Origin of the sequence: Phaeocystidibacter marisrubri (assembly GCF_008933165.1) — a bacterium.
In the GTDB taxonomy this organism is placed as follows: Bacteria; Bacteroidota; Bacteroidia; order Flavobacteriales; family Schleiferiaceae; genus Phaeocystidibacter; species Phaeocystidibacter marisrubri.
On sequence record NZ_WBVQ01000001.1, the window covers coordinates 264,558 to 290,730 of the forward strand.

The following is a 26,173-nucleotide window of genomic DNA, read 5'->3' on the forward strand; positions in this document are numbered from 1 at the left end:
GGTAGGCGTATCTACCATCAATCCTCACATAAAACGATAGCACTCGCTTAAACGATATGTCTATCTTTGACTCGAATTAGTGCTTATGAAAATTGTTCGCTTTCTAAAGAGTAAAACCTTCGCGATTAATGCGGTGGTGATAGTAGTGGTTGCCGTATTGGGAATTTACTTTCTTCAAAAGTACCTATCGGCTATTACCGATCACGGTGAAGTGGTGGTAGTTCCAGATTTGTCAACGTATTCCCTCTCTCAAGTGGAGAACGAATTGTCGGCTTTGGAGCTCACCTTTGAGGTGATGGATTCCTCTGAATTCAAGAAGAGCTATCCTCCTGGATCCGTAGTTCAACAGTACCCCAAGGCAGGCAGTGAGGTGAAGCGAGATAGAACCATCAAGCTCACCCTTAATCCATTGCACGAGCGTAAACTCGCCCTTCCTGATATTATTGATATTCCAAGAACCGATGCTGCTTTCCGATTGGAGAGTAGAGGTTTTAAAGTGGGCAAGGTCCGCTACGTCCCGGATATCGGAAAGGACAACGTACTCGCTGTAGAGTTGAATGGAAACAAAGTGGAAACAGGGCAGAAATACGAAAAGGGCACTCGCTTTGACCTCGTGCTCGGTATGGGGCTCAGCGATGAGCGAATTGGCGTTCCGTCTCTCTATGGATTGGTAGCCGATTCGGTATCCTTTGTCCTTCGTTCGAGAATGCTGAATACTGGCGCTATTTTATACGATGAAACCGTAACTGATACAGCGAATGCTCGCGTCTACAAACAAACCCCTATTCCAACCCTCGAATCCGTGATTCGAATGGGAGATGGTGTGGATGTTTGGTTGACCGATGATTACACGAAAATCCCTGCTAATCCGTTATTGCCTCAAACAGAACCAGATTCTACTAGCTTCATTGAAAATGCGGATTAAAACGCTCTTTATACTTTCTATGCTCTCTATTTCTTCCGTGGCTCAACAGGAAGTGATAGGAGTTCCCACTTATCGACCACAAAGTCCAGCCCCACTGATGAAAACGGGGGATACGCTGAATCTGCCTTTTAAAGATGACTTTAGCGGAGCGGTGGGATTTCCAAATACGCGCAGATGGTCGGATGCCAAAGGGTATGTAAACAACACCTTTCCGATTAATCAGCCGAGTAGGGGTGTCCTTACTCTAGACGGTTTGAACGAAGGTGGTAGAGCTTATGATCTAAGTCATGCAGGAAGCGATACCCTAGCCGATGTGGTGACTTCGGCTTTTCTCGATTTATCCACTGCTACCTCACCTTACTTGAACTTCATGTACCAAGAGGGAGGATATGGTGAAGCGCCTGAGAGCAACGATAGTTTGGTGGTTGATTTTTGGCATGTAGACTCTGCCCGTTGGGAAAGAGTATGGAGCGTTCGAGGTGGTCAACTTCAAAATGATGAATGGCGGTGGGCTGCTATTTCGGCCAACAATCCCAAGTGGTTGAAGGATGGATTCCGCTTTAGAATTGGAACATATGGAGCGCTTAATGGCGCCTTTGATGTGTGGAATATTGACTACTTGTCCATGGAGTCGTTTCGATCTCCTCAGGATACGGTGATTGAAGATCCTGCCGTTACTCTTCCACTTCCAAGTTTGATTGATAAGTTTACGCAGGTGCCTTGGTTTCACATGACCAATTCCCAGTTTAAAAGTTCGCTCGATTTGCTGTATCGCCGAAATGGTCCAGCTCCTGTTGGTGGTTGGCAGTTGTATCTGAGAAATTACAACCTCTACCAAGATGGTAGTGTGATTGATGGAAATGTCGACAACACGGTGAATTCGAGTCTAGATCACAATCAGAACTTAACGTATACATTGCCAGTTGCGACGGGAAGTATCAATAAATCTGTGACACAAGAGACGAATGTGACTCTGGAAACATGGTTGTCTGGCGATGCCAACGCAGTTGGAATTCAGAAGAACGATACCATTGTCCACACCCAACGATTTTCAAATGTGTACGCTTTTGATGATGGATCAGCTGAACGCGTATACGGACTTACACAATCGAATTCATACATTCTCTATCGCTTCCAACCTTTGTTGAGCGATACGGTAAAGGGGTTTCAGATGTACTTTGGGGAAGCAGGGGCTAATCAAAGCAGATCGCCTTTCCAAATCGTAGTCTTCAACTTCCAGAACAATGCTCCTGGTACCATTCGCTATCTGTCGGATTCCATTTATTATCCGCAGTACGCGGGAGCGCAGAATCAGTTTTATTCTTACGAACTTGATACATCGGGTCTGTATATCAACGGTACCGTGTATATAGGAGTGAAACAACTTTCTACGGTTCCACTTACCATAGGCTTGGATAGAAACACCGACAGTTTGAATCAGATCATTTACGGAGATGGTGTGAATTGGTTTCCGTCTCTTGAAAAGAATAGTCACTTGATGATGAGACCCTATTTCAAGTATCACCCCACCGATATTTCAGTGAGGGAATGGGACGAAGTTGAGCGCGCCGTCATCTATCCAAATCCTTCCAACGGAATCTTCCGAGTGAAGCTCAACGAATGGACATCGGCTAATTTATCTGTGCTCGATTTGAGTGGAAGAATCTATTGGTCAGATGAGATTCAAAATGGAGAAGAGATAGACCTCTCTTCTTTAGATTCAGGAGTCTACCTTTGCAGGCTAGTGAATGGGAGTGAAGTCTACTCCCTGAAAATTATCATTCAGAACTAATGGTTGAGAATTACGCCGCAGGTGAAGCTGAAAATGGAGATAGAACGGAAGAGCAGTTTGAGCACTTCAAAATTGTAGCTGACCCGGGCCAAAGTATAGTTCGAGTTGATAAATTTCTACAAGGTCACATGGAGAACACCTCTAGAAACCGCATTCAGAGTGCGGCAGAGGAAGGTTCGGTTCATGTAAATGGGGTTGCTGTAAAGAGTAATTACAAAGTGAAACCAGGTGATGTTGTGACCTTGGTTCTTTCTTACCCGCCTACCGAATATGAGGTGGGGCCTGAAGATATTCCCCTAGACATCCTCTATCGTGATGAGGATGTTGTCGTGCTTAATAAGGAAGCGGGTCTGGTTGTCCACCCTGGAGTTGGAAACTACACCGGTACCTTGGTCAATGCACTTATGTTTTTGTTCGATAATCTCCCAACAGCCAATGGTGATCGTCGTCCAGGGTTGGTCCACCGTTTGGATAAGAACACTTCGGGGATTCTCGTTGCTGCAGTAACAGAAGAATCCCTAACCCATTTGGCAAAGCAGTTTGCTGATCGCACCACAGATCGCGAATACATTGCCATTGTTTGGGGGAATGTGGAAGAAGATGAAGGTACCATTACGGGAAATATTGGAAGAAGTTTGAAGAACCGCAAAGTAATGTCGGTGTTCCCTGAAGGAGATCACGGCAAGCATGCGGTAACCCATTATAAGGTTTTAGAGAGATTGGGATATGTAACGGTGGTTAGTTGTAAACTGGAAACCGGAAGAACCCATCAGATTAGAGCGCATTTCAAATTTATTGGGCATCCACTTTTCAACGATGAAGAGTATGGGGGAGATAAGATTTTGAAAGGGACACTCTTCACCAAATACAAGCAGTTTGTTCAGAATTGTTTTGATGCTTGTCCGCGACAAGCCCTACATGCAAGACGATTGGCTTTTGATCATCCGACTACAGGAGAGCGCATGGAGTTTGTAAGAGAGATTCCTGAGGATATGCAAACGGTGATAGAGAAGTTTAGAACGTATACTCAATCTCGACAGGAGTAGAATAAATCTGTGACTTTAAACACGGTGGTTGTGCTGTTGACTTCCTAAATTTAGAGAATGAAGAAGTGGATCGTAGTTGTTGGAGTGTTGAGCTTTGTGGCTTGTCAGCCTGATCGATTTGAAGAATCAACCATTGGGCCAGATGTCACGTATATCGATTTCCCTACTCCAGATAATTTCCCAGCTCCATCTATTCCGGGAGACAACCCCACTACTGAAGAAGGCGTTCGGTTGGGTAGACATCTCTTCTATGATAAACGCCTAAGTGATGACAACACTTTGGCTTGCGCCGGTTGTCACTTTCAAGACTTTGGCTTCGCCGATTTCAACGCGACTAGCACTGGAATTGATGGTGTTGCAGGGGATATGAATGCCATGGTACTCTTCAACTTGGCTTGGCAAGATCACTTTTTTTGGGATGGAAGAAGCCCTAGCCTAGAAGCTCAAGCCATAGAGCCTGTCATCAATCCGATTGAAATGCACACTACATGGGACAAGGTTCTCATGAAGTTAGAATCGGATTCAGCTTATCAATACATGTTCAATGCGGCATTTGGTCCTAACAGCTTTACGAAGGAGAATGCGGCCAAGGCTATTGCTCAATTTGAGCGTATGTTGATTAGCTCCAATAGTAAGTTTGATCAATACCTCAAGGGACAGTACCAATTCACTCCAGAGGAGCAGTTGGGTTACACTATTTTCAGCTCAGAGCGTGGGGATTGTTTCCACTGTCATGGTGATGCCGCAACAGGGAACTTGTTTGGTGCATTTGGAACGCTTCAATTCAGCAACAATGGACTAGATTCCATTTTAACTCCGGGTTCCGGTAGAGAAGGAGTCACGGGAGATACATTGGATAGAGCGAAGTTTAAAATTCCATCCTTGCGCAATGTGGAGTATACCTATCCATACATGCACGATGGGCGTTTCCAAAACTTGTTCCAAGTTCTAGAACACTACAATAGCGGAGGGCATAGTTCCTACACGTTAGATCCGAACATGAAGAATCCGGGTGAAAGTAGAAACTGGACCCAGCAAGAGAAAGATGCACTTCTCGCATTTCTCTACACCTTGAGTGATCCAACGTTCCTTACCGATACGGCCTTTGCCGATCCATTTGAATAGACTTATTCCTCCGTTTCGGGTGAATAGGTAAGTGTTAATTCGTAAGGATACGTGCTTTCTATTTTATTCAAGTCTCTATCTAATTTTAAGAGAGATGACTCTTGAAAGAGATAGTGCTGTTGATTGGCTTGATCTTCTGGAAAAAGAGTGAGGATTTTACCCTCTCTGGTTGAGTCTTGATACCAACGATTTACAATCACTGCTGTACAAACCTCGGCAAAGGGCTGATCGCCATCTGACGTACCCTCGTAAATTTCAGCAAATACTACATCAGAGTATTCGCCAATGGCTGTAGAATTCAGTGCAATCGTGGTGGTAATGCTTTCGCAATCGGCACAAGGTAAATGCCCGACGTATTGAATGGGAGGGGAGTTGGGAGGAGCAGTTTGAGGCTTCGTGTCAGGATTTTGGCAAGCGGTCATTCCTAGAACAACCGCTACCATACCTACTCGTTTAAATAAATGGCTCGTGACCATAAATGTTCTTGTATAAGTCTTTGTATTTCTGCTTGATCGGCTTTCTGCGCAAGCTCAGCTTAGGGGTGAGTTCACCGCCTTCTGTACTCCAAATGTTTGGAGTGAGCTCAAACTTCTTCACACGTTCCCAATTTCCGTATCGTTCGTTGGTGTGATCGATCTCTACTTTGATGCGATCTATCACGCGCTGATCTTTTACAATCTCCTCGTTTGAAGTGAAAGGAATGTTCTTTCGCTCGCACCAGTCCTTTAAAAATGCAAAGTCAGGCTGAACAAAGGCTGCAGGGTGTTTTTCACCTTCGCCAATTACCATGATTTGCTCGATGAAGCGCGACTCTTTGAAGGAGTTTTCCATGATTTGAGGAGCGACATACTTCCCACCGGATGTTTTGAACATCTCTTTTTTACGGTCAGTGATTTTCAAGTATTGCCCTTCTACAATCTCACCAATATCTCCAGTGTGAAACCAGCCGTCTTCGGTAAGAACTTCACGAGTCTTTTCAGGCTGCTTGTAGTAGCCCATCATGATGTTTGGTCCTTTTGCAAGGATCTCTCCATCTTCTGCAATCTTCACTTCAACATTGTTGATCGGACGACCTACGGTTCCAATGCGTGTTCCATCGTTCAGTGGACAGTTTACCGCAATTACTGGAGAGGTTTCGGTCAATCCATATCCCTCTTGAATATTGATGCCCGCGGCGAGGAAGATTCGAGCGAGACGAGGGTTTAATGCCGCAGAACCTGAAGCAATTGCCTTCACATTTCCACCCAAGGCCTGCTGCCATTTACTAAAGATCAGTTTTCGTGCAATACTGAGTTGGAAGTTGTAGAACGCACTGGTACCCTTCACATCATATTTCTCGCCCAATGATACAGCCCAGAAGAACAGAGCTCTTTTGATGCCGGTAAGCTCAGAACCAGTCAGCATGATTTTATCGAACACCTTTTCGAGAAGTCGTGGTACAGCCGTAAAGATGACTGGCTTCACTTCGCGAATATTATCCCCAATGGTGTCGAGTGATTCTGCATAATAAAGTGGTACACCAGAATAGGCGTACAAGTAAATGAGCATTCGCTCAAAAATATGACATAGTGGAAGGAAGCTAATGGCTCTTCCGTTGGTGTCGAGGGGGAGTCGGTCTTGACAATCTAGAACGTTAGAAACAATGTTCCAGTGACTCAACATTACCCCCTTGGGGCGCCCCGTAGTTCCCGAGGTATAGATCAGTGTCGCCAAATCGTCTTTCTCAACCGCATCCATGCGTTTTTGCATTTCTTCTGGATGTGGGTTTGCTTTTCCCAGTTCAAGAATTTCTGCCCAATTTGGAATGCCCGATTCATTATCGAAAATATAGATCTCTTTGAGGTTGGGACATTCAGCTTGAACTCGCTTAACCTTTTCGTAGAGTTCGAGATTGCTCACGAAACACATCTTCACCTCTGCTTCATTGAAGATATAAGCATAATCATCTTCTGATGCAGTGGGATACATGGGAACATCAATAGCGCCAGCTTGTAAAATACCAATGTCCATCACGTTCCATTCCCAGCGGTTGTTGGAACTGATGATGGCGATCTTATCCTTGGGTTGAATTCCCTTTTCGATAAGGGCGGAAGCAATATGTCCGGCATTATCAACGTACTCCTGCGTACTTACCTTGATCCATTCACCATTGACTTTTGTGGCAATAGCATCGGGAAGAGGGGAGTTCGCCAATTGATAGTGGGGAAAATCAAAAAGACGAGTGGGTTTGTTCATGATATTCTGCTATTTGGGCTAGTCTTATGCGTACTTAATACATTTTGTATACTACCTCGCCGTGAACCACAGTTGTTAAAACTTTGGTAGATAGTATTTTATCCGATTTTATACGAAGTAGGTTCTTGTCTAAAATAGTAAAGTCTGCCCACTTTCCCGCTTCGATGCTGCCTTTTTCGCTTTCTTCAAAGCATGCATAAGCGGCCCAAATGGTCATGCCTTTTAATGCGTCTACACGTCCAATGGCGTTTTCCATTTGGAATCCTTCGGGAGGATATCCAATTCCATCTTTTCGGATCGTGGCGGCATAGAAGGTTTCAATGGGACTGATGTCTTCTACTGGGAAATCGGTACCTAGGGCAAGGAGTCCAGCCTCATCCAACAAACGTTGATAGGCATAGGCGTATTGGATTCTTTCGGGTCCTAGTCGATTTTCCGCCCAAGGCATATCACTTGTGGCATGGGTAGGCTGAACAGAAGGAATGATTCCGTAGGTATTGAAGTATGCAAAATCGGAAGAGTCCATTACTTGAGCGTGTTCAATTCTCCATCGCAGGTCATTCTCTGGGGTGCAAAACTTACCGTAAATATCAAGGATGAGACGATTGGCACTGTCGCCAATGGCATGTGTGTTCATTTGGAACCCCGCTTTGGCCAAACGGGCAGCCGCGCTTCTGAAATGTTCTGGGTCGTGTAGGAGGAAGCCTCTTTCATTCGGAGCGTCGTGATAAGGATGAATGAGACAAGCCCCGCGAGAGCCCAAAGCACCATCTCCATAAAATTTGAAGCTTCTAACATTGAGGCGGTCTGATTTATACGGTCCGCGCTCACAGTAGTAATCCAAAGCTTCAGGAGAGTCTGAAACCATGGCATACACTTGCATTTTTAGGATACCGGCTTGCTGAAGTGAATCAATCAGTTCTATAGATTCACGAGGAAGTCCAGCTTCTACAACGGAGGTGAGTCCTGCCTTAAAACAGTCTTTCTCGGCTTCTAAGAGGGCTTCAATCTGCTGAGCTCGCGAGTGTGGAGGAAGGTTCAATAGATTGATTGCGTTGTCAATCAATACTCCAGTGGGTTTATCGTTGGGAGCGTGCACAAGTCCACCTTCAATTTCTTCCCCGGGAATGTAGTTGGATTGAGCAAGGGCGTAGTCGTTTACAATAACGGCATGACCATCAACGCGTGTCAGCACAACCTGTATGTTTGGGAAGTGGAAATTCAATGAATCATTGGTTGGGAATGATGAGTCTTCCCAGTCATTCTGGTCCCAACCTCTACCTTCAATAAAAGTCAATTCGGGATGATCTTTGGCAAACTGCACCGTTCTGCGAACTACATCTTCCCAGGATTTCGTTCCAGTGAGGTCTACTTTGTACTTACCGAGGCCATAGGCCATGAAGTGCGTGTGGGCGTCGATAAATCCGGGATAGACAAATTGTCTTCTTACGTTGAGGTATTCCTTACCTACCCATTTTTCATCAGAGCTGCTGGGGTAAATACTTTCTATTTTACCATCAATCACGGCAATGTTGCAATCCCGACAAATACTGTCTGGGTAAACAATGTCGGCATGTTCTAGAACGAAATCGGCGCGTCCAGGTTGTACCGGACTATTGCAGGAACACAGAGTGGCGATGCAAGCGCTCAAGGCAAAGAGGAGTTGACTTTTCATGCATCCAATGTATTGAATATTGAAGTTGGAATGTACCACAGGTAGATATGTATTGTATTGAATGTGGAACATCGGGTGAATATGACTACTTTTGCAGTCCATACGAAAAGCAATTGCACATGTCGGTCAGCACTGTTGAAACCACTGTAGAAACTGCAAAGGAATTAGGATTACTTCCAGAGGAGTTTGATAAGATTGTCAGCATTCTAGGACGCACACCTAACTTCACTGAGTTGAGTATTTACTCAGTAATGTGGAGTGAGCACTGTAGCTACAAGAATTCTATTGTTTGGCTCAAAACCCTACCTAAAGACGGACCTCATATGCTTGTTAAAGCAGGTGAAGAGAATGCTGGTCTTGTTGATATTGGAGACGGTTTGGCATGTGCCTTTAAGATTGAATCACACAACCACCCTTCTGCTATTGAGCCTTACCAAGGTGCGGCAACGGGTGTAGGTGGAATCAATCGCGATATCTTCACCATGGGAGCACGTCCAATTGCACAATTGAACTCGCTTCGTTTTGGCGATATTGAAAGTGCGAGAACACAGTGGTTGGTGAAAGGTGTAGTGAAGGGGATCGGCGATTACGGTAACTCTTTCGGTATTCCAACGGTTGGAGGAGAAGTGTACTTCGACTCTTGTTACAACCAAAATCCATTGGTGAATGCTTTCTCTGCAGGTATTGTAGAAGTAGGTGGCCAAATCTCTGCCAAGAGTGGAGGAGTGGGTAACCCTGTATTCATCGTAGGATCTGCTACGGGGCGTGACGGTATTCACGGTGCCGCGTTTGCTTCAAAGGATCTGAGCGAAGATTCAGCAAACGACATTCCAAGCGTTCAAGTAGGTGATCCATTCCAAGAGAAGTTGTTGTTAGAAGCTACAATGGAACTAGCGAAGAGCGGTGCTGTTGTGGGAATGCAAGATATGGGTGCAGCCGGTATTACTTGTTCTTCATCAGAGATGAGTGCAGGTGGAGGCTTGGGTATGCGCCTATGGTTAGATAAAGTTCCAACTCGTCAAGACGGAATGGAACCTTGGGAGATTCTACTTTCAGAATCTCAAGAGCGCATGCTTGTAATCGTGGAAAAAGGCCGCGAAGCTGACGTACAGAAGATTTTTGACAAGTGGGATATCCACTGTGAGCAGATCGGTGAAGTGATTGAAGGTGATCTTCTCGAATACTATTGGGGAGAAGAATTGGTGGCAACCACACCAGCAGAACCGTTGGTTCTTGGCGGAGGTGCTCCAGTGTATTACCGAGAAACACGTGAGCCTGCTTACTTCAACGAATACAAAGAATTCGATATCAATTCAGTTACTGTTCCTGCAGATTTGAAAGCAGCAGCAGAAACGGTGATCACCTCACCAAACATTGCGTCTAAGAAGTTCATTTATGAGCAATATGACAGCATGGTGGGTACGGTAAATATGTCTACAAATGGCCCAACAGATGCGCCGATTGTAAACATTAAAGATACGAACCGCGGTATCGCAATGACAGTAGACTGTAATAGCCGTTATGTGCATGCCGACCCGAAAGTGGGTACCATGATTGCGGTTTCTGAAGCAGCTCGTAACATTGTAGTTTCGGGGGGTGTTCCTTCTGCGATTACCAACTGTTTGAACTTTGGAAATCCATACAATCCAGAAGTGTATTGGCAGTTTGTAGGCGCCATCAAAGGGATGTCTGAGGCGTGTGAGAAGTTTACAACTCCGGTAACCGGTGGTAACGTTAGCTTCTACAACCAAACGGTGTTGAAGGATCGCACTGAGCCTGTTTTCCCTACGCCTACCATCGGTATGATTGGATTGGTAGAAGACAAGAAGCATATCACTACAATTCCATTCAAGGAGAAAGGTCACTTGATTTATTTGATCGGTGAGAACCGCAACGATATTTCTCAATCTGAGTACTTGGTAAAATACCACAAGATTGAGAAGTCTCCAGTGCCATACTTTAGTCTAGAAGAGGAATACGCGAACCAAGAGCAAATCAAGATGCTCATCCGCAAGGGGGTTCTTCGTTCCGCTCACGATGTGAGTGAAGGTGGATTGTTCGTTTCACTTCTCGAAAGTGCAATGAGCTCTGGATTAGGTTTTGACGTTACAAGTGACGCAGCCATTCGCAAGGATGCCTGGTTGTTTGGCGAAGGTCAGAGCCGTGCAGTAGTTACTGTAGATTCGGATCACGAAGATGAGTTCATCGACTTGATGATGCTAAACGGTGTTGAGTTCGATTTGCTCGGTCATGTTACAAAAGGTTCCATCCGTATCGATGATGAGGATTGGGGAGAAGTAAGCGAGTGGAAAGACAAATACGATAATGCTATCGGCAAGTATTTCCAGCACTAAGTCATACTTGATATTGTCTCGACCTAGATAGGAGACTTATCTTTAGATATTCAAACTACTTTGATTTATAACAGCCATTGGATGAAGTTCCAGTGGCTGTTTTGTTTTGCATTCTCTGGAGTCAACTACCTATAGAGGAGAGGCTGGTATTGGTTACTGTGCTTTTGTCAATTAGAATGACATCCATGGCATTTTCCGCGGTGTCATATTCATCCTTTATTACGGTGCGTGAAGCTTGGATATAAATTATAGAAACATGGATATTCACAGTCTTCATTGTATTCTTTAACGACCCAATATTCTTTCGCCAATCCGCATTCCTTCCGCTTCTCGTGAATTGACATTAACTTAATCAGCGACGGGATAGACTGCTCCCTAAGAGGATTTATTTCAACAAACTGCTTGTTCAGTTCTTTTGGAGAACGACTTGATGACCATGCTCTTCACATGAATAATCATAGTGGATAATGGCAGTGGTCTGCATGCCTGTGTCTCTCCATCCCCAAGCACATTTTATCGGGCAAATCAGCCAGTGAAAGTTGCGCTCTTCATTCACGGGTTTGTAATCCTGACAACTACAACCTTCGTCACTTACATCATTACCGCCTAGCCATTTAGGCCAAGCCCCCATGGATTGCATACCAACTCCAGCGATTATACCACCAAGAGCCGTGCTCATGATTAAGGTCCCAGCCAACCCGCGACCTACCCTTGCTTTCGAATTGAATGCGTTTATCAGTTTTCTTATAGTGATATATTTTAGCTAATGGTTTAAAATTAAACAACTATGCAGTAATATTCATTTTATTTCACACATATATTCTGAAATCGTTTTATTGAGTTGTCTTCAAAAAATGGACGTATTAGACGTCTTGAATACTCTTGGGGGCTTAAGTAGCTATGACAGCTCCGTTCTCAAGAACAGCGGTTAAATGAACACATTGTCGCTGGAACAATTGCTCTTACAGCGATCGAGATCACATCCATCAATTATCCGCTAGCCAGCTAGTATGTTTTTACGAACCACTGCGAGCATAAAGCGAGGTCATTTTTACTCGACGAGATAGAGGAAAAGAAAAAGCCCTCCGATGTAAATCGGAGGGCTTTTTTGTGCGAATACGTATGCCAAACCCAGAGCCACCTATCTCTCTGGGTTCTGTCCGGTACCCCCCAATGATAGTCAATCAAAGTGTATCGGAGCCTAAGAGAGAGTTTAGAGTTTACCTCTGTTCCTTTCTAGTACATGACGAATTTGGTCATGCATGAGAGAGTAGGAGATTGAGAAAAGAACGAGGCGTTTCGTATTCGCACATTCAAATATGATAATCCAAAATGAGAGCGTGTTGGATTATTTTACCAACTGCATGTTTCAATTTATAAACTGCATTTAATCCTTAAAGAAGTCGTTTTGCCGCCTCCGACTTATGCGTTCTTGAAACTTCTAGGGCTCTTCCATCGGTCATGGTCACGCTCGCTTGCATGCCTTTTTCGTAATTCACTACATGAGCGGTATTGATGATGTACTTCTTGTGGCATCGCATGAATGCGTAATCTTGAATGAGTTCGCCAAAATGTCCTATGGACTTGGAGGCCAGAACCGTTCTGCCTTTGGTAAGGTAAATTTCGGTGTATGATCCTGAGCCAATGAGATAGAGGATGTCTTTGGTGGGATACCGAACGGTGCCTGACCGGTTCGGAATACTCAACATATGAGAGACTCCATTTCCGTTTAGATGTTCGGTAAGTTTTTGCGTGGAAAAAGTGCCACCAGAAGCAGAAATACATCGTTGAATCGCGTTGTCTAGTGTCTGCTGGTCGTACGGTTTTAACATGTAATGCACAGCGGCATATTCAAAGGCGTCTAAGGCGTATTCATCGTATGCCGTAGTGAAAACGATCTTGAATTCAGGATTGGGAAATCGGTCTAGTACTTCAAAGCCCAGTCGTTTCTTTATTCGGATGTCCAAAAACAGGATATCCGGTTTTTCGAACAGGAGAATCTCTATGGCAGTGTCAACATCGGAAGCCTCTCCCACTATCTCCAATTCGTACTTTGAAGAAGAAATCAAGTTTTTCAGTAGGGCTCTTGCGTGAGGTTCGTCATCAACCAAAATGCATTTCATGAGGTTAGATTGCTAGGGGGTTAAAGTCCGATAGTCATCACAAAGTGTGTTCCAGTATTTTCAGGGCGCAATTCGAGCTCGTACGTTTTCTCATATAGCGCTGCTAATAATTCCAACCTCTGGAGCACATTCCTCAAACCGAGGGATCCCTTGTTTGAAATGCCTTGCTTCATCGCTCGCCATTCTGAGAGAGGGAATCCATCTCCGTTATCGGTGATGTGAATTTCTATCGTATTTAATTGTCGTTTGATTATGAGTTTAACGATGCCTCTATTGGTTTTGTTACTTACTCCATGCCAAACTGCATTTTCTAGTAAAGGTTGGATGAGCATGGGAGGCACAAAAGTGGTTTTCGTATTGATGTCTGAATCGATCTCTATGATGAAATCGAAACAATCCTCCAGTCGGAGTAACTCAATACTCATGAACTCATCGAGATATTGAATTTCCTCTTCCAGAGAAACGCGGTGTAAGTCGGGTCTGCTGATGGTTTTTCGTATCAGTACGGCGAGTCGTTTTAAGTACTCAGAAGCAGTGCTGTTTCGGTTGCTGTTGATGAGGTACTGAATGGAGTTAAAAGCATTGAAAATGAAATGCGGATTGATTTGCATCTTCAAGGTGGCCATATTGGATTCAATGAGCTGCTTATCTTGCTTTTTTCGCCTTTCGTTTACGATAATAGCGATGGCGAGAATGATGAGTAGAGGGGAGGTCAACAGGGTCCAGAACCACCATGTGTCAGTTATAAAAGGGCGAATTTGGAAAGTGAAGATGGATTGAATGTTGCTCCAGACGCCATACTCACTGCGTAATTGGACTTCAAGATTGTAGCTTCCATAGCGCAGATTTGAGAAACTGAGATCGCCAGATTCATCGTATTCCCATGGGGCGTCAGGCGTTAATCTCCATCGCAGCAATTGACCCCGATTTTGAACGGAATTGGCGGATAGGATTTTAACGGAGATATACGCTGTCCCTCGATTAAGGTTGAGGTGATTGTTTTCATCTAATGCAGCCTCGATTCCATTTACCCGTAGATTGGAGTAGTTCAATTGAACGTCATCTGGCAGATTCATAATGTACTCCAAAGGTGCCTTTAGCACTTGATTTCCATGGAAGACGAAGATGCTCGTATCTCCTGGAATTATCTCTCGAATGGAATTTTCTGCAACATAGTCGTGTAGCGGAAGAATTCTACAATAGGCAATTTCGTTTCCCTTCATTACCAAGACGAATAGACTCTTCTCGGATGCGGTAATAAGCACGTTTTTATAGGTGCTTACGGAGATGGTATAGTCGCTGGGTAAATAGTTTTGAGCCGTTAAGTGGATGGTGGTATCTGCACCTAACAGATAGATTCCATCGTTATAGGAAGGCAGTACTAACCAATCTGCGCCTAACTTGTAGAGTTGTGATGTCTTGATGCTATTTTGAAGCTCTTCGTTGAGCAGTGGCAAATAGCTAGAGTTCGTTTTTCTGTAGAGGTTTCGTTCAGTTAAGACGTAATCGATACTATCGTTGGATAGTGAAAAATCAATGATGAATGAAGAGTCGCTTGGAATGGAAACTTCCTCTGTGAAAACATGTTGGGTATCGACAGAGAATAATTTTCCTTCATTTAGTACATAATACTTAGTCCAATCTGAATTAGCGGTGCTTTTAGTTAGGAATGAAGTGCCCAAAAAGGGAAAAGATTTTTCTCTTCCCGCAGGGAAAATAGACCAAATTCGATGGTGCTCAGGGTGTGTGATAGAAGTGGTAAGAAACAGGTCGTTCAGTACGCTGTCTTGCCAATGAGATCGATGAAATCGGCTGTTTACGATAGGTCGATACGGAATTGGTACTTTCTTGACTATAGATAAGTCGGAGGACGTTAATTGCAGACTGTAGATGGTGTCTGAAACAGCTGCGTAAAAGAGCCCATTGTAATAATGAAAAGGTCGAGTGAGCCGATTAGGGAAAGTTAAATCTTGGACTTCATAATTCGTCAAATTGATGTTTGGAATGATTCTCAGTCCTTCATTAATGTCGCAAATCCAATAGTATCCCGACTTCGTCTTATAGATGTCAGAGATGCTTTGGTTGTCAAAAAAATGCCCCGTCTGAACGAGCTCTCCACCTTTCAGAGCATAGCGAGTAATTCCATCCGACAGTGTGCAGCAATAGAGTTCGTTGTCAATAACCCGAAAGGCTACGTGGTCACAGAATAAGATGGGAGCAGCCTTGATATCCCCATTCTCGAGTATTTCAAAAAGGGTGTGCTGGGTGGTGATAAAATGACGTTCAACGCCACTAGAGTCTAGTTGATCAACCAAAGAAATCCGACTCCGTCTTGGGGGAGGTTCTGAATCACAGAGCTTCTTTAGGTCGCTGTGATTCATGTACCTAATCTTCAATTTTTCACCCCACGCAGAAACAAACGAGGTGTCTATTCTTCGGTTCGAATCGTTTAGATTTTTGAATCCAACTGTTCGGGAGATGTATCGATCTAGTCCCCCCATCATTAAGTGAAAGATATCTTTCCCGTCTCTCTCAATAATGGCCGGTGTAACCCGAAACCTCTCTTCTACAATTGGTGTATGGATTTCAATTTTGTCATCCGTAAAGCTGCACGTAGCAAAGGATAAGTCATTTGCATACAAGTCGAATATGAGGTGATTTCCATCCTCGGACACCCACATGTAGTATACGAAGTGGCTTCGAGGTGTTTTTTTGTTCAAGTCGTCGTTAAACGGAGGGGCAACCCAAACCCCTTTGTCTAGATAAAAGACTCCAGATGAGGCGGTTAATGCCCAAATTCGTCCAATGGGATCGACGTGTAAATTGTAAATAGTAGAAAGTTCGCCGTTCGAACTTTTGTCAAGCGGAATCACTTTGGATCCATACATGGCAAAGGCACCTTGCTCCGTACAGACGTATTTAACGCCAATGGAGTCCTCAACCACGTGGTATACTTCACGAGCTGGAAGTTGTTGTGTGGACTGATCCATCCACGGTTGTTGTCCTCTTACCGCCGTGCTGAACAGAATGATGACGAAGCCGATGCTAAAAAGGGAATACGAGGAGAGGTAGAATGATGATGCCTTGGAAAACAAGGCCTTCATTTGAAAATTGGAAGTAGTAAGTCTCCTCATGAGAGTCATGTTTCGTAGCACTCTCAAATATAGAAGATGTTCTCTAATTAGGAATAGAGAAAAGACGCTATTCTATAGGTGTTTGCGTGTGCTTCTATAATGTCTGAAAGTCGTTCGGAGTATCCGCCTCCCATGCTCACCGCTACAGGGATTTCATTCGCAATACAGGTTTCAAACACCAATCGATCCCTCGATTTACAGCCTTCTATGCTCAAACCCAGTCGGCCAAGTTTGTCGCTAGCCAATACATCTACCCCTGATTGAAAGAAGATAAACTGCGGTTCAATTCGTTGAATGAGCTCCTTTAAATTCCTGTCCAGAATAGAGAGATAGGCACTATCGCTAATTCCGTCAGGCAACTCTATGTCGAGGTCACTTTTTTCTTTGTGTAGCGGGTAATTTTTTTCACCATGCATGCTGAAGGTGAAGACGCGTGGTTCATTCTCAAATATGCGAGCGGTACCGTTTCCTTGGTGCACATCTAAATCCACTACTAGGATTCGCTCCATTAGATGGTAGTCTATTAGATGGTGGGCTGCAATAGCATTGTCATTTAAGAGGCAAAAACCTTCACCCGATGCAGCATAGGCATGATGAGTTCCTCCTGCGATGTTGAAGGAAACTCCATTTGCCAATGCGTATTCAGCATTCATTACCGTCCCTCTACAGATAATGGTTTCTCGTTTTACCAACTGATCGCTGTGTGGGAATCCGATTTTCCTTTGCGCTTTTCGGTCCAGCGTACCATCTCTTAGTTGTTCCCAGTAAGTCTTGTCGTGCGTTCGGACAATTCGATCCTCTTCCAATGCATCTGGAGCAAAAAACTGGGATTCAGAGAGGGTTCCTTCGCGAATCAGTTGTTCGGGCAGTAGCTCGTATTTGGCCATGGGAAATCTATGTCCTTCCGGAAGGGGATGACAATAGATGGGGTCAAATGCTACCTTGAACATGGTATTATCTCAACTCAGCTTGGAATTCACGTTCCAAGGCCGATTGGATTTTTGCCATGGTTTGATCGAGCTGCTTGTCGTTCAAAGTCTTTTCGGCATCCAAAATGGTGAATCTCAATCCGTAGCTCTTTTTGCCTTCAGGAAGATTTTTTCCTTCGTAGACGTCAAAAAGGTCAACCTCTTTGAGCCATTTCTTTTCGGTGCGCTTTGCGATTTTTTCGAGATCAGCATACTGTACGGAAGTGTCTACCAAAAGAGCCAAGTCGCGTTGAACGGCAAAAGTTTTAGGTAGATCTGCGTACTTCACCACGCTACGAGTAATCATGGTGACGAGCATGTCCCAATCGATATCTGCGTAAAATACAACTTCGTCAATGTCGCACATTTTCATGTACTTTCTTGATACATACCCCAGCGTTCCTACTGCTCTACCTTGAACATTGAGTTCAAGTCCATCTGCCAATACACCGTTTTCCCCTAGCGTTTTGTAGAAGAAGTTGAGGTTGAATCTGCCGAGGAAGGCTTCTACAATGCCCTTGAGGGTGAAGAAGCTACTATCTGTGGAAGGAGTAGACCAGTGCGCAGCTTGACGTGGGCCGCTCACCCATATGCCAAGACGCTTGTTTTCACTGTACTTTTCGCTCTCATTTTTGCGGTACACATTTCCGAACTCAAAAGCACGAATGGTTTTTTGCTGACGATTTCGGTTGTATGCTATCGTTTCCAATCCACCCAATAGAAGGGTCATTCTCATGACGCCTAGATCTTGACTCAATGGGTTGAGGATGTCTACACAGTTTTCAATTGGGAAGTCTGTGTTGTCTTCGTAGTAACTGCGCTTGGTGAGCGAGTTATTCATGATCTCAGAAAGTCCAATTCCAGCAAGGGTGCTAGCTGCCAAACGACGGAGGTCATCCGGGTGGCGAGGTTCATTATGTGGCAAGTTCATGCGCATGCCCTCTGGAAATTCGATGTTGTCAAATCCGAAGATTCTCAGGATTTCTTCTACCACATCAGCTTCGCGAGTAACGTCCCATCGATAAAGAGGCACGGCTACGTGAAGTGCATCGCCATTTTCCCCAATGATTCGAAATTCAAGGGAGTCGAGAATGGATAGGATGTCTTCTCTTGGAATGGCTTGCCCCAATAAGGCGTTGATACGCTTGTAGGAGAGATGGATCTGTGGTTCTTCAAATTTCTGGGTGACTTCCGAAACGATGTCGGAGCCAATTTTAGCACCGGCAACTTCGCACATGAGAAGTGCAGCTCGCTTCAAAGCATATTCCGTTAAAGCAGGATCAACGCCCCTTTCATAGCGGAATGATGCGTCGGTGTTCAAAGCGTGACGCTTGGCCGTTTTGCGAATTCGAACTGGATTAAACCACGCCGCTTCTAAGAATACAGTTGTGGTTCCATTCGATACGCCCGAATCAAGTCCGCCGAATACACCTGCAATGCACTTGCCGCCATTGCTGTCGGCAATCATCAAATCCGATGCGTCCAAGGTGCGTTCTTTCTCATCCAAAGTGATGAACTTAGTTCCTTTTGGAAGGGTACGGACAAGTAAGTGATCGTTGGCCACTTTGTCTCCATCGTAAGCGTGAAGTGGGTGACCTGTTTCGTGCAGAACAAAATTGGTGACGTCAACAATGTTGTTTACGGGTTGAAGTCCAATGCTCAGAAGGGCGTTTTTCAACCAAGAAGGAGATTCGCCAACCTTAACATCGGTGAGGGTAACTCCGTAGAACTGCGGACATCCTTCGGTGTCTTCTATCGTGAGTTTGAATGGACGCTCTTTGTGTTCGGGAGTAAATGCCACTACACTCGGAAGGGAGAGTTGAGTTTCTATTCCATCGCGAAGCAAACCTGCACGCAAGTCGCGCGCCACGCCGTAATGACCCAATGCGTCTGTGCGATTTGGGGTGAGTCCGATTTCAAATACAATATCGTTTTCGATGTTGAAGTATTCTGCAGCCGGAGTACCTACTGTGGTTTCTTCCAACACTAGAATACCGTCATGACTAACGCCCATGCCGAGTTCGTCTTCGGCACAAATCATTCCTTCACTAACGCTCCCACGGATTTTACCCTTTTTGATCTTCAGGGCCTCTTCACCTCCTCCTGGGTAAAGAACAGCACCAATGGTAGCAACCGGAACATATTGTCCAGCGGCAACGTTAGGAGCACCACATACGATGTTTATAGGTTCATCACCGCCAACATCTACCGTGGTCACTTTCAATCGATCGGCATCTGGATGTTGCTCGCAGGTAAGCACCTTTCCAATCACTACGCCTTTTAATCCGCCTTTTATGGATTCAATTTCTTCCATTCCCTCCACCTCAAGTCCGGTGCGAGTAAGAATTTCAGAAACTAGAGTGGGTGTAACGACTGCAGGATCAAAGTTGAGATATCTGCGAAGCCAGCTGTAGCTGATTGTCATGAGAATATTATTTCAAGGCCGATATTGTAAAGGCACAAAGGTACATAGTGTTCAACGAAGATGGAAGTGGTGAGAGCAATGTAAATTACCTCTCAAAAAGTTCCGAATAAGACGCCGGCCCAAATGAAGAAACGAACGTATCGAATTAATGCAACCCGGGCGAACAAGCTCATTCGAATTCCCGCTAACCCTGCAATCATAGAGATGAGAGGATAGGGGAGTGGGGTAAGGGCGGCGATAGCGATAAGCAGACCGCCATATTTTTTAATTTGTTTGATTTGAAGACTGAATTTTTGATCCACCCAATCGTGGATTCTAGGTAAACGGTAGAGTCGGGTTCCAATGATGAAAGAGATCAAACCGCCGGCATAGCTCACTGTCGCAAGTATGCCTACCATCAAGTAGGGTTGGGGGAACGATTTCGCCCAAACTATGAAGGCCTCGGGAGGAAGTACGCCTACAATTACTTCGCTGGCAAAAAGCCAAGAAATGACAGCCCATGTGCTGTACTTTTCAGTGATTTCTTCAGAAAAATCACTGAAGTTAAAAACGTACTTATTCAGTAACCAAGCTGCCGCTGCAAATACGGCTAGAAAGAGGAGTAACCGCAGAAGGTTTTTCCCCATAAATTTATAACCACCCGAAATACGAAAGTAACGATGAAGGGTAATCTGTCTGTTCCAAAACTTTTTGATTGGCGACATCTTGAGATATACTTGATCCGTTGAGGACATCCGTGAACAGCGATTTTTGTAAGGTGGATGTGCAATTTAGAAACAAACGGACAGCGGAGAAAGTTTACCCTATAGAATAATTACTCCCTTTCTCTAAATTTTGCTCTCTTCTGGAATATAGCCAACGTCGATGGGCTTGCCTCCCTTTTTGTGCTTTTTGGATGGACGTCGATCTACATCTGCGTCTTCAACGATATAGGCTTCATGTACCACTTTTTCGAAGAGTTCATAGGCAATCCATCCATATCCATTCTCGCCCCAGTCTTCACCCCAAGAGTTGAGGATTTTATAGGCGCCTCTTCTGTCGTCATAACCAATAACAACCACAGCGTGACCACCCGTATATCGGTTGGAAGAAACGCGATAAACTTCTCCGTCGGAAAGGTTGTCGAACCACGTGTCTGTTTCTAAGCCTACCACAACGGGTTTGCCATGAACGAGAAAGGTTTTCATCTGTCCTTCATTCCGGTATTCTACTCTTTTCCATCCGCCAATGACGTATGCTTTGGCCTCAACTTTAATGGAGTTTCCAGGGATTTTAGAGCAATCTTCATCGTCGTATGGAAAGCTGGTCATGGGAGCTACACCACTTCTTCGCATGAGCTCTAAGGCTTCCCGCAAATTCGACCCACTGTAACAGTTGTCGCTTATCTGATTGTAAATGAAGGCTGGACTAAACACGTGGTCTTGCTCGGTGGGTGGGCGTTGGAGTCTGCGAGCTTCTTGATACGATTTCAGGCCGTATGCCAAGGCCCATCCTACGCAGGAAGCCTGACTACCCTGATCTCCTGGCTTGGGAAACCACTTGCTCAAATCGAATTCCGAAGGGACGTTCTTGAGGAGCTGAATGGATGCCTTCTCGATCTGAACGTAGTCTTCTTGGTTTGCAAAACGAAGACCATTCGCTCGTTGTGCCGACAGCGAAAGCGACAATGCCAAACTTGCAATGAGTGTCCAGAGAATGAGATGTAAGCGCACGAGTGTAGTTTAATTCTTCTAACGTTCTGATAACGAACGCTAGTCTACCGAAGATAGAAAATCTCGAAGATAGTTTTAAGAGATTTTACTCCAGTGAACTTTGCCTTTGTTTTGTGCTACAAAGAACGTTCTGGTTTGAGCGTGTTCCGGCTTTTCCAATCTAGGGTCTTCTTGGAGGAGGCCTTCGGCTTCTTTCCTTGCCAATTGAAGGAGTTGTCCATCTTTTGACAAGTTGGCAATCTTTAAATCCAACATTCCACTTTGGCGCGTCCCCATGAGGTCGCCCGGACCTCTGAGTTGCAGGTCTACATCGGCAATCTCAAAGCCGTCGTTCGTGCGAACCATGGTTTCCAATCGCGTTTTTGCTTCGTTGCTCAGTTTGTTGCCTGTCATCAAGATGCAATAGCTTTGTTCGGCACCTCTGCCCACACGCCCTCTCAATTGGTGAAGTTGACTGAGGCCAAATCGCTCGGAGCTTTCGATGATCATCAAGCTGGCGTTGGGAACGTTTACACCGACTTCAATAACGGTGGTGGCTACCATGATTTGGGTTTCACCTTTGGCAAATCGCTGCATTTCTGCATCCTTGTCTTCGGCTTTCATTCTGCCATGAACGATGCTCACTTGATACTCTGGACGAGGAAATTCTCTACAGATACTTTCATATCCATCTTCCAAATCCTTGTAATCCATCGTAGAACTCTCCTCAATGAGGGGATAGACCACATAACACTGTCTTCCTTTCGCGATTTCATCTTTCATGAATCCGAATACCTGCAATCGATTACTGTCGTATCGATGCACCGTTTTGATGGGCTGTCGGCCTGGAGGTAATTCATCAATTACGCTGATGTCCAAATCGCCATACAAGCTCATGGCTAGGGTTCGTGGAATTGGCGTAGCGGTCATGATGAGAATGTGTGGGGGAATGGTGTTCTTCTTCCACAGTTTGGCCCTTTGAGCAACTCCAAATCGATGCTGTTCATCAATTACAGCCAAACCCAGATTCCTAAACTTCACAGTGGGTTCAATAAGGGCGTGGGTTCCCACTAGAATGTCCAATTGTCCGTTGAGAAGATCGGCATGTATCTCTTTTCGTCTCGCGGTTTTTGTGCTTCCCGTGAGCAAGGCAATTCGAACGGGGGTTCCCTCCAGTAGTTCGGCAAGTCCGTTGTAGTGTTGCTGTGCGAGAATTTCTGTTGGAGCCATCAGACAGGCTTGGAAACCGTTATCGATGGCAATCAACATGCTCAAGAGTGCAACTACGGTTTTTCCCGATCCCACATCTCCTTGAACCAAACGATTCATGTGCTTACCGCTTCTGCTATCACTCCGAATTTCCTTGAGTACTCTCTTTTGGGCACCTGTTAATTCGAAGGGTAAGTTGTTTTTGTAGAAGTTGTTGAAGGTGTCTCCAACTTCTCCAAATACTTGTCCCGGAGTCTGCTTGGTCTTCAGGTCCTTTTGAAGTAAGAGAGCTATTTGAATGAAGTAGAACTCCTCAAATTTTAGGCGGTTCCTGGCGATCTCCAGTCGTTCCAGCGACTGAGGGAAATGAACTTCAAACAGGGCGGCTTCTCTACTTGGCCATTTGTAATGTTCAAGAATTCGGCTCGGTAAATTTTCCCGAATCAAACCCTTGACTTGTGGTAGGAGTACGCGGGTGAGTTTCGAAATACCTCGGGCATTTAATCCCTTGTTCGTCAGTTTTTCCGTGCTGTTGTAAACCGGTTGAAGTCCTTGTATGGGAGATTTTGTGAAATCTTCCGCGAGTTCCAATTCTGGATGAGGAAAGGAGTACTTGCCTTTAAAGTAATTGGGCTTGCCAAATAGGACGTATTCCTTCCCCATTTGAAGGGATTTCGCAATCCATTGTGCTCCTTTGAACCACACCAATTCAACTCGGCCTGTAGCATCTTCAAACTGAGCTACTAGTCGTTTTTTTCGGGCAGCACCTATTTCTTGCATAGAAGTGATTCTTCCTCTCAGCTGAACTTCGGCGGCCGCAGATTGAAGCTCATTTACCGTATAGAACTTAGAGCGGTCAATGTATCGAAACGGGTAAGTATGTAGCAGGTCCTCAAATGTGTGGATGCCCATTTCCGTTTTCAGAGCATCAGCCTTTGCTGGACCAACGCCTTTCAAGAATTCTATCGGTGTTTTGAGAAGATCTCTCTCCATGTACCCAAAAATGATGAATTCCTTTGATATGGTGGCCTTTTTCACTTCACTGAAATGGGAAAATTCTATCTTCGAAAGCATGTTAAAGTACTTGCTCCTTTGTATACCACTCTCTTTGAGTGCCCAACAATATGAAGTAGATGACGCTGTTCCGCGTGAATTAATAGTAGATCAGGATAGTCTCCATGCAGATCTGTTTTTTGAACCAGAAGATGGGATTGTAGAGGGAACCGTCCATTTGTATGTGCATAAAATGGAGCGAACCGACTCCATTTGGCTGGATGCAAAACCGTCCATTTCTGTGGTTAACCCGCCTCGATTTAATGGTGGGGAAGTGACTTGGAGTAGGGAAGAGCAAGGTATCGTGCTGCGTCCATCGAGTGAATGGGAAGAGTCGGAAATAGAAATCGACTTTTCTTCTCGGCCCTTCAAAGGGGTGTATTTTAATGGATGGGATGATCCGTCTGGAAAGGCCCGTAGGCAGATATTTACTCAGGGTCAGGGGATTGATCACCGACATTGGCTTCCGCATGTGGATGCTCAGAATGACAAGCTAATGACGTCTTTGAGTATCACATTTGATAGTGATTTCCAAGTCCTAGCTAATGGTGAGCTTGTTTCTAAAGCTAGTGAAGGGGCGGAAATGACCACCTGGACATACGTCATGCATCATCCACATTCTTCTTATTTAATGGCCTTTGTAATAGGGAAGTATCATGAAACTGTTGTAGGGGAATCGCCGTTTAGAGCGGTTTATATGTATGAAGATTTAGATGATGCCTATCCAACCACTTACTATGCAAACGATCAAGTTTGGACGTATCTGAACGATCGAATTGGCTATCCTTTTGTGTGGAGTGCCTACCGCCAAGCTCCTGTGGCAAACTTTCCACACGGCGCCATGGAGAATACGTGTATGACCATCTTTTCAGAGGTGTTCATTGCAGATAGCGCAAGTTTTGCAGATAGAAACTATGTGTATGTGAACGCTCATGAGTTAGCGCATCATTGGTTTGGAGATTTGGTAACCGTTCCAAGTTCACATGATTTCTGGTTGCATGAAGGTTTTGCAACATATTACCAAATGGAAGCAGAGCGAGCTGTGTTTGGGCATGAGCACTACACTTATGAATGGATGAAAGCCCTCGATTTGGTTCGAACGGCTAATGAGGTTGACGCTTTTCCGCTTCAACATTCCAAGGCCGGAAGCCACCGATTCTATCAATTGGGGGCATTGACCTTGCGAGCTTTAGAGCACGAAGTAGGTACGACCGTTTTTGACAGCGCCATTGTCCGATACTTGGAGCAGAATGCCTTCGGTTTAGTGACCACCTCTACGTTTAAGAATGTAATGGAAGAAACATGTGAGTGTGAGCTCGATGATTTTTTTGCAGCGTATGTGGAGAAACCGCATGAATCTACCGGATATGTTGACTACCAAATTGACGAATCTACCAAGGCACTAGTCATTCGTGCAAAGCAATGGAATAAATGGGGTGAACCACTTCCTATACACCGCCTTCATGTTCGCATTTGGAAGGATGAGTTTGAATATGAAGATCGATTTATCAACTTTGAAAAGGATACTTGGAGCGAGCTGTTTCGATTTGAAGATCGCTGGACAGTTGTAGAGTTTGATCCGTACCATCATTATCCCATTGACTGGAAAATCGAATTGCCCGACTCTATGGCGATTAACATGGCAATGATGTGCTCTCCATACACTCAAGCGAGGGTGGTTTCTCAAATAGATCTCGAATCGGAGTACTTTCGCGATTTAGCTGGGTTGATGATGGATATTGGTCCTCAGTGTACTCGGGATTCACTGATGTCTCGCGCAGCTAAAGAGCGACCAGAGAACTTTGAGGAAATCATGTTCATGGCGATGATTCTTTCTGAGGACATTAACAGTGTAGGGCATTTTGCTCGTCTTTTTCCGTTCTCAGAACTTGATGAAAAGCAGGTTGATGGAATGATTTTGGCCCTTCGCGACACTTCTTCTTTGAGTGATGCAAACGCACTCAAAGTGGCATTTTCAATCATAGGTTCAAACAGGAATTCCATCCCAGATGTGCTAGAAGCACTGGATACGCGAAGTGGTGGATTGGATCACGATATTGACTTGTTCTGTGCGTATTTGACTGTAGCCATCAAAGGGCGTTCGGATGTAGCCGGTCTGCCGCGCTTACTCGATTTTGCAGGGCCTAGTTATTCGAATGACATCCGACAATCGGCATGGGATTACCTGTCTATGTTGAAATATTCAGGTGAAGATTTACGAGAGATTCAATACGCTGCCTTGACGAGCAGACATCGACACCTTCGCAACGCAGCGGTGAAAAGGGCAAAGGAATATTTGAGCACCATGAACCGAAATCGCGAGATCCGTGAGATACAATTTGCGCTCAAGGATGCTCATCCAGATGATATTGCAAGAGTTGAACGTATCTTAGACATCCAATTGGACCTAGACTAATC

Annotated in this window: 17 protein-coding genes; 6 read left to right on the forward strand and 11 right to left on the reverse strand. The window is 44.8% G+C overall.

Annotated elements, in window-relative coordinates; translation table 11 throughout:
* Positions 1–85: 85 nt before the first annotated feature.
* Genes F8C82_RS01190 through F8C82_RS01205 form a run of 4 tightly spaced genes read left to right on the forward strand, consistent with a single transcriptional unit; the run spans position 86 to position 4,888 of the window.
* Positions 86–925, forward strand: coding sequence for a PASTA domain-containing protein (locus tag F8C82_RS01190; RefSeq protein WP_151691610.1), 840 nt, complete (start codon positions 86–88; stop codon positions 923–925).
* A complete protein-coding gene (locus tag F8C82_RS01195) occupies positions 915–2,717 on the forward strand; it encodes a T9SS type A sorting domain-containing protein (protein ID WP_170266109.1) in 1,803 nt (600 codons plus the stop codon). Before F8C82_RS01190 ends, F8C82_RS01195 begins: the two co-directional genes overlap by 11 nt.
* The gene (locus F8C82_RS01200; RefSeq protein WP_151691612.1) at positions 2,717–3,763 is read left to right on the forward strand and encodes an RluA family pseudouridine synthase; all 1,047 of its coding nucleotides are present in this window, start codon (positions 2,717–2,719) and stop codon (positions 3,761–3,763) included. The genes F8C82_RS01195 and F8C82_RS01200 overlap by 1 nt, the downstream gene beginning before the upstream one ends.
* 57 nt (positions 3,764–3,820) lie before the next feature.
* The gene (locus tag F8C82_RS01205) at positions 3,821–4,888 is read left to right on the forward strand and encodes a cytochrome-c peroxidase (RefSeq protein WP_151691613.1); all 1,068 of its coding nucleotides are present in this window, start codon (positions 3,821–3,823) and stop codon (positions 4,886–4,888) included.
* A 2-nt stretch (positions 4,889–4,890) separates the two neighbouring features.
* On the opposite strand, the gene F8C82_RS01210 is transcribed toward F8C82_RS01205, so the two are convergent.
* The 3 genes from F8C82_RS01210 to F8C82_RS01220 are packed head-to-tail and all read right to left on the reverse strand — an operon-like array spanning position 4,891 to position 8,798.
* Positions 4,891–5,331: a copper resistance protein NlpE N-terminal domain-containing protein gene (locus F8C82_RS01210; protein ID WP_170266110.1), complete on the reverse strand. Its 441-nt coding sequence runs from the start codon at positions 5,329–5,331 to the stop codon at positions 4,891–4,893.
* A 10-nt stretch (positions 5,332–5,341) separates the two neighbouring features.
* Positions 5,342–7,123: an AMP-dependent synthetase/ligase gene (locus F8C82_RS01215; RefSeq protein WP_151691615.1), complete on the reverse strand. Its 1,782-nt coding sequence runs from the start codon at positions 7,121–7,123 to the stop codon at positions 5,342–5,344.
* 34 nt (positions 7,124–7,157) lie between these two features.
* Complete coding sequence (locus tag F8C82_RS01220; RefSeq protein ID WP_151691616.1) at positions 7,158–8,798, reverse strand: amidohydrolase; 1,641 nt, start codon at positions 8,796–8,798, stop codon at positions 7,158–7,160.
* A 119-nt stretch (positions 8,799–8,917) separates the two neighbouring features.
* Here F8C82_RS01220 and purL point away from each other — a divergent pair, with 119 nt between their 5' ends.
* On the forward strand, positions 8,918–11,152 hold the full coding sequence (purL, locus tag F8C82_RS01225) for a phosphoribosylformylglycinamidine synthase subunit PurL (RefSeq protein ID WP_151692897.1): 2,235 nt from the start codon (positions 8,918–8,920) through the stop codon (positions 11,150–11,152).
* Between the two features lie 406 nt (positions 11,153–11,558).
* Here the strand turns inward: purL and F8C82_RS01230 are convergent, their stop codons facing one another.
* The 8 genes from F8C82_RS01230 to recG all read right to left on the reverse strand — a co-directional run bounded on the left by F8C82_RS01230 (position 11,559) and on the right by recG (position 23,695).
* A complete protein-coding gene (locus tag F8C82_RS01230) occupies positions 11,559–11,831 on the reverse strand; it encodes a hypothetical protein (protein ID WP_151691617.1) in 273 nt (90 codons plus the stop codon).
* Positions 11,832–12,546: 715 nt separating this feature from the next.
* Positions 12,547–13,275, reverse strand: a complete 729-nt coding sequence (locus F8C82_RS01235) for a LytR/AlgR family response regulator transcription factor (protein WP_151691618.1) — start codon at positions 13,273–13,275, stop codon at positions 12,547–12,549.
* A gap of 20 nt (positions 13,276–13,295) precedes the next feature.
* The gene (locus tag F8C82_RS01240) at positions 13,296–16,409 is read right to left on the reverse strand and encodes a sensor histidine kinase (RefSeq protein WP_170266111.1); all 3,114 of its coding nucleotides are present in this window, start codon (positions 16,407–16,409) and stop codon (positions 13,296–13,298) included.
* Between the two features lie 47 nt (positions 16,410–16,456).
* The gene (locus F8C82_RS01245) at positions 16,457–17,359 is read right to left on the reverse strand and encodes a histone deacetylase family protein (protein WP_151691620.1); all 903 of its coding nucleotides are present in this window, start codon (positions 17,357–17,359) and stop codon (positions 16,457–16,459) included.
* A 4-nt stretch (positions 17,360–17,363) separates the two neighbouring features.
* Positions 17,364–19,802, reverse strand: coding sequence for a phenylalanine--tRNA ligase subunit beta (pheT, locus tag F8C82_RS01250; protein ID WP_151691621.1), 2,439 nt, complete (start codon positions 19,800–19,802; stop codon positions 17,364–17,366).
* Between the two features lie 92 nt (positions 19,803–19,894).
* Positions 19,895–20,536 carry a YqaA family protein gene (locus F8C82_RS01255; protein WP_151691622.1) on the reverse strand — a complete coding sequence of 214 codons (642 nt, stop codon included), beginning with the start codon at positions 20,534–20,536 and terminating at the stop codon, positions 19,895–19,897.
* A gap of 93 nt (positions 20,537–20,629) precedes the next feature.
* Positions 20,630–21,514 (reverse strand): C1 family peptidase, encoded by an 885-nt coding sequence (locus F8C82_RS01260; RefSeq protein WP_151691623.1) that lies wholly within the window; start codon positions 21,512–21,514, stop codon positions 20,630–20,632.
* Positions 21,515–21,589: 75 nt separating this feature from the next.
* Positions 21,590–23,695, reverse strand: a complete 2,106-nt coding sequence (gene recG, locus F8C82_RS01265; RefSeq protein ID WP_151691624.1) for an ATP-dependent DNA helicase RecG — start codon at positions 23,693–23,695, stop codon at positions 21,590–21,592.
* A gap of 79 nt (positions 23,696–23,774) precedes the next feature.
* On the opposite strand from recG, the gene F8C82_RS01270 reads away from it, so the two are divergent.
* Positions 23,775–26,171 (forward strand): M1 family aminopeptidase, encoded by a 2,397-nt coding sequence (locus F8C82_RS01270; RefSeq protein ID WP_170266112.1) that lies wholly within the window; start codon positions 23,775–23,777, stop codon positions 26,169–26,171.
* Positions 26,172–26,173 lie beyond the last annotated feature (2 nt).

Coding starts and splice junctions, on each gene's coding strand:
- F8C82_RS01190 (WP_151691610.1), top strand. CDS start 86: ATGAAAATTGTTCGCTTTCTAAAGAGTAAAACCTTCGCGATTAATGCG.
- F8C82_RS01195 (WP_170266109.1), top strand. CDS start 915: ATGCGGATTAAAACGCTCTTTATACTTTCTATGCTCTCTATTTCTTCC.
- F8C82_RS01200 (WP_151691612.1), top strand. CDS start 2,717: ATGGTTGAGAATTACGCCGCAGGTGAAGCTGAAAATGGAGATAGAACG.
- F8C82_RS01205 (WP_151691613.1), top strand. CDS start 3,821: ATGAAGAAGTGGATCGTAGTTGTTGGAGTGTTGAGCTTTGTGGCTTGT.
- F8C82_RS01210 (WP_170266110.1), bottom strand. CDS start 5,331: ATGGTAGCGGTTGTTCTAGGAATGACCGCTTGCCAAAATCCTGACACG.
- F8C82_RS01215 (WP_151691615.1), bottom strand. CDS start 7,123: ATGAACAAACCCACTCGTCTTTTTGATTTTCCCCACTATCAATTGGCG.
- F8C82_RS01220 (WP_151691616.1), bottom strand. CDS start 8,798: ATGAAAAGTCAACTCCTCTTTGCCTTGAGCGCTTGCATCGCCACTCTG.
- purL (WP_151692897.1), top strand. CDS start 8,918: ATGTCGGTCAGCACTGTTGAAACCACTGTAGAAACTGCAAAGGAATTA.
- F8C82_RS01230 (WP_151691617.1), bottom strand. CDS start 11,831: ATGAGCACGGCTCTTGGTGGTATAATCGCTGGAGTTGGTATGCAATCC.
- F8C82_RS01235 (WP_151691618.1), bottom strand. CDS start 13,275: ATGAAATGCATTTTGGTTGATGACGAACCTCACGCAAGAGCCCTACTG.
- F8C82_RS01240 (WP_170266111.1), bottom strand. CDS start 16,409: ATGAGGAGACTTACTACTTCCAATTTTCAAATGAAGGCCTTGTTTTCC.
- F8C82_RS01245 (WP_151691620.1), bottom strand. CDS start 17,359: ATGTTCAAGGTAGCATTTGACCCCATCTATTGTCATCCCCTTCCGGAA.
- pheT (WP_151691621.1), bottom strand. CDS start 19,802: ATGACAATCAGCTACAGCTGGCTTCGCAGATATCTCAACTTTGATCCT.
- F8C82_RS01255 (WP_151691622.1), bottom strand. CDS start 20,536: ATGTCCTCAACGGATCAAGTATATCTCAAGATGTCGCCAATCAAAAAG.
- recG (WP_151691624.1), bottom strand. CDS start 23,695: ATGGAGAGAGATCTTCTCAAAACACCGATAGAATTCTTGAAAGGCGTT.
- F8C82_RS01270 (WP_170266112.1), top strand. CDS start 23,775: ATGTTAAAGTACTTGCTCCTTTGTATACCACTCTCTTTGAGTGCCCAA.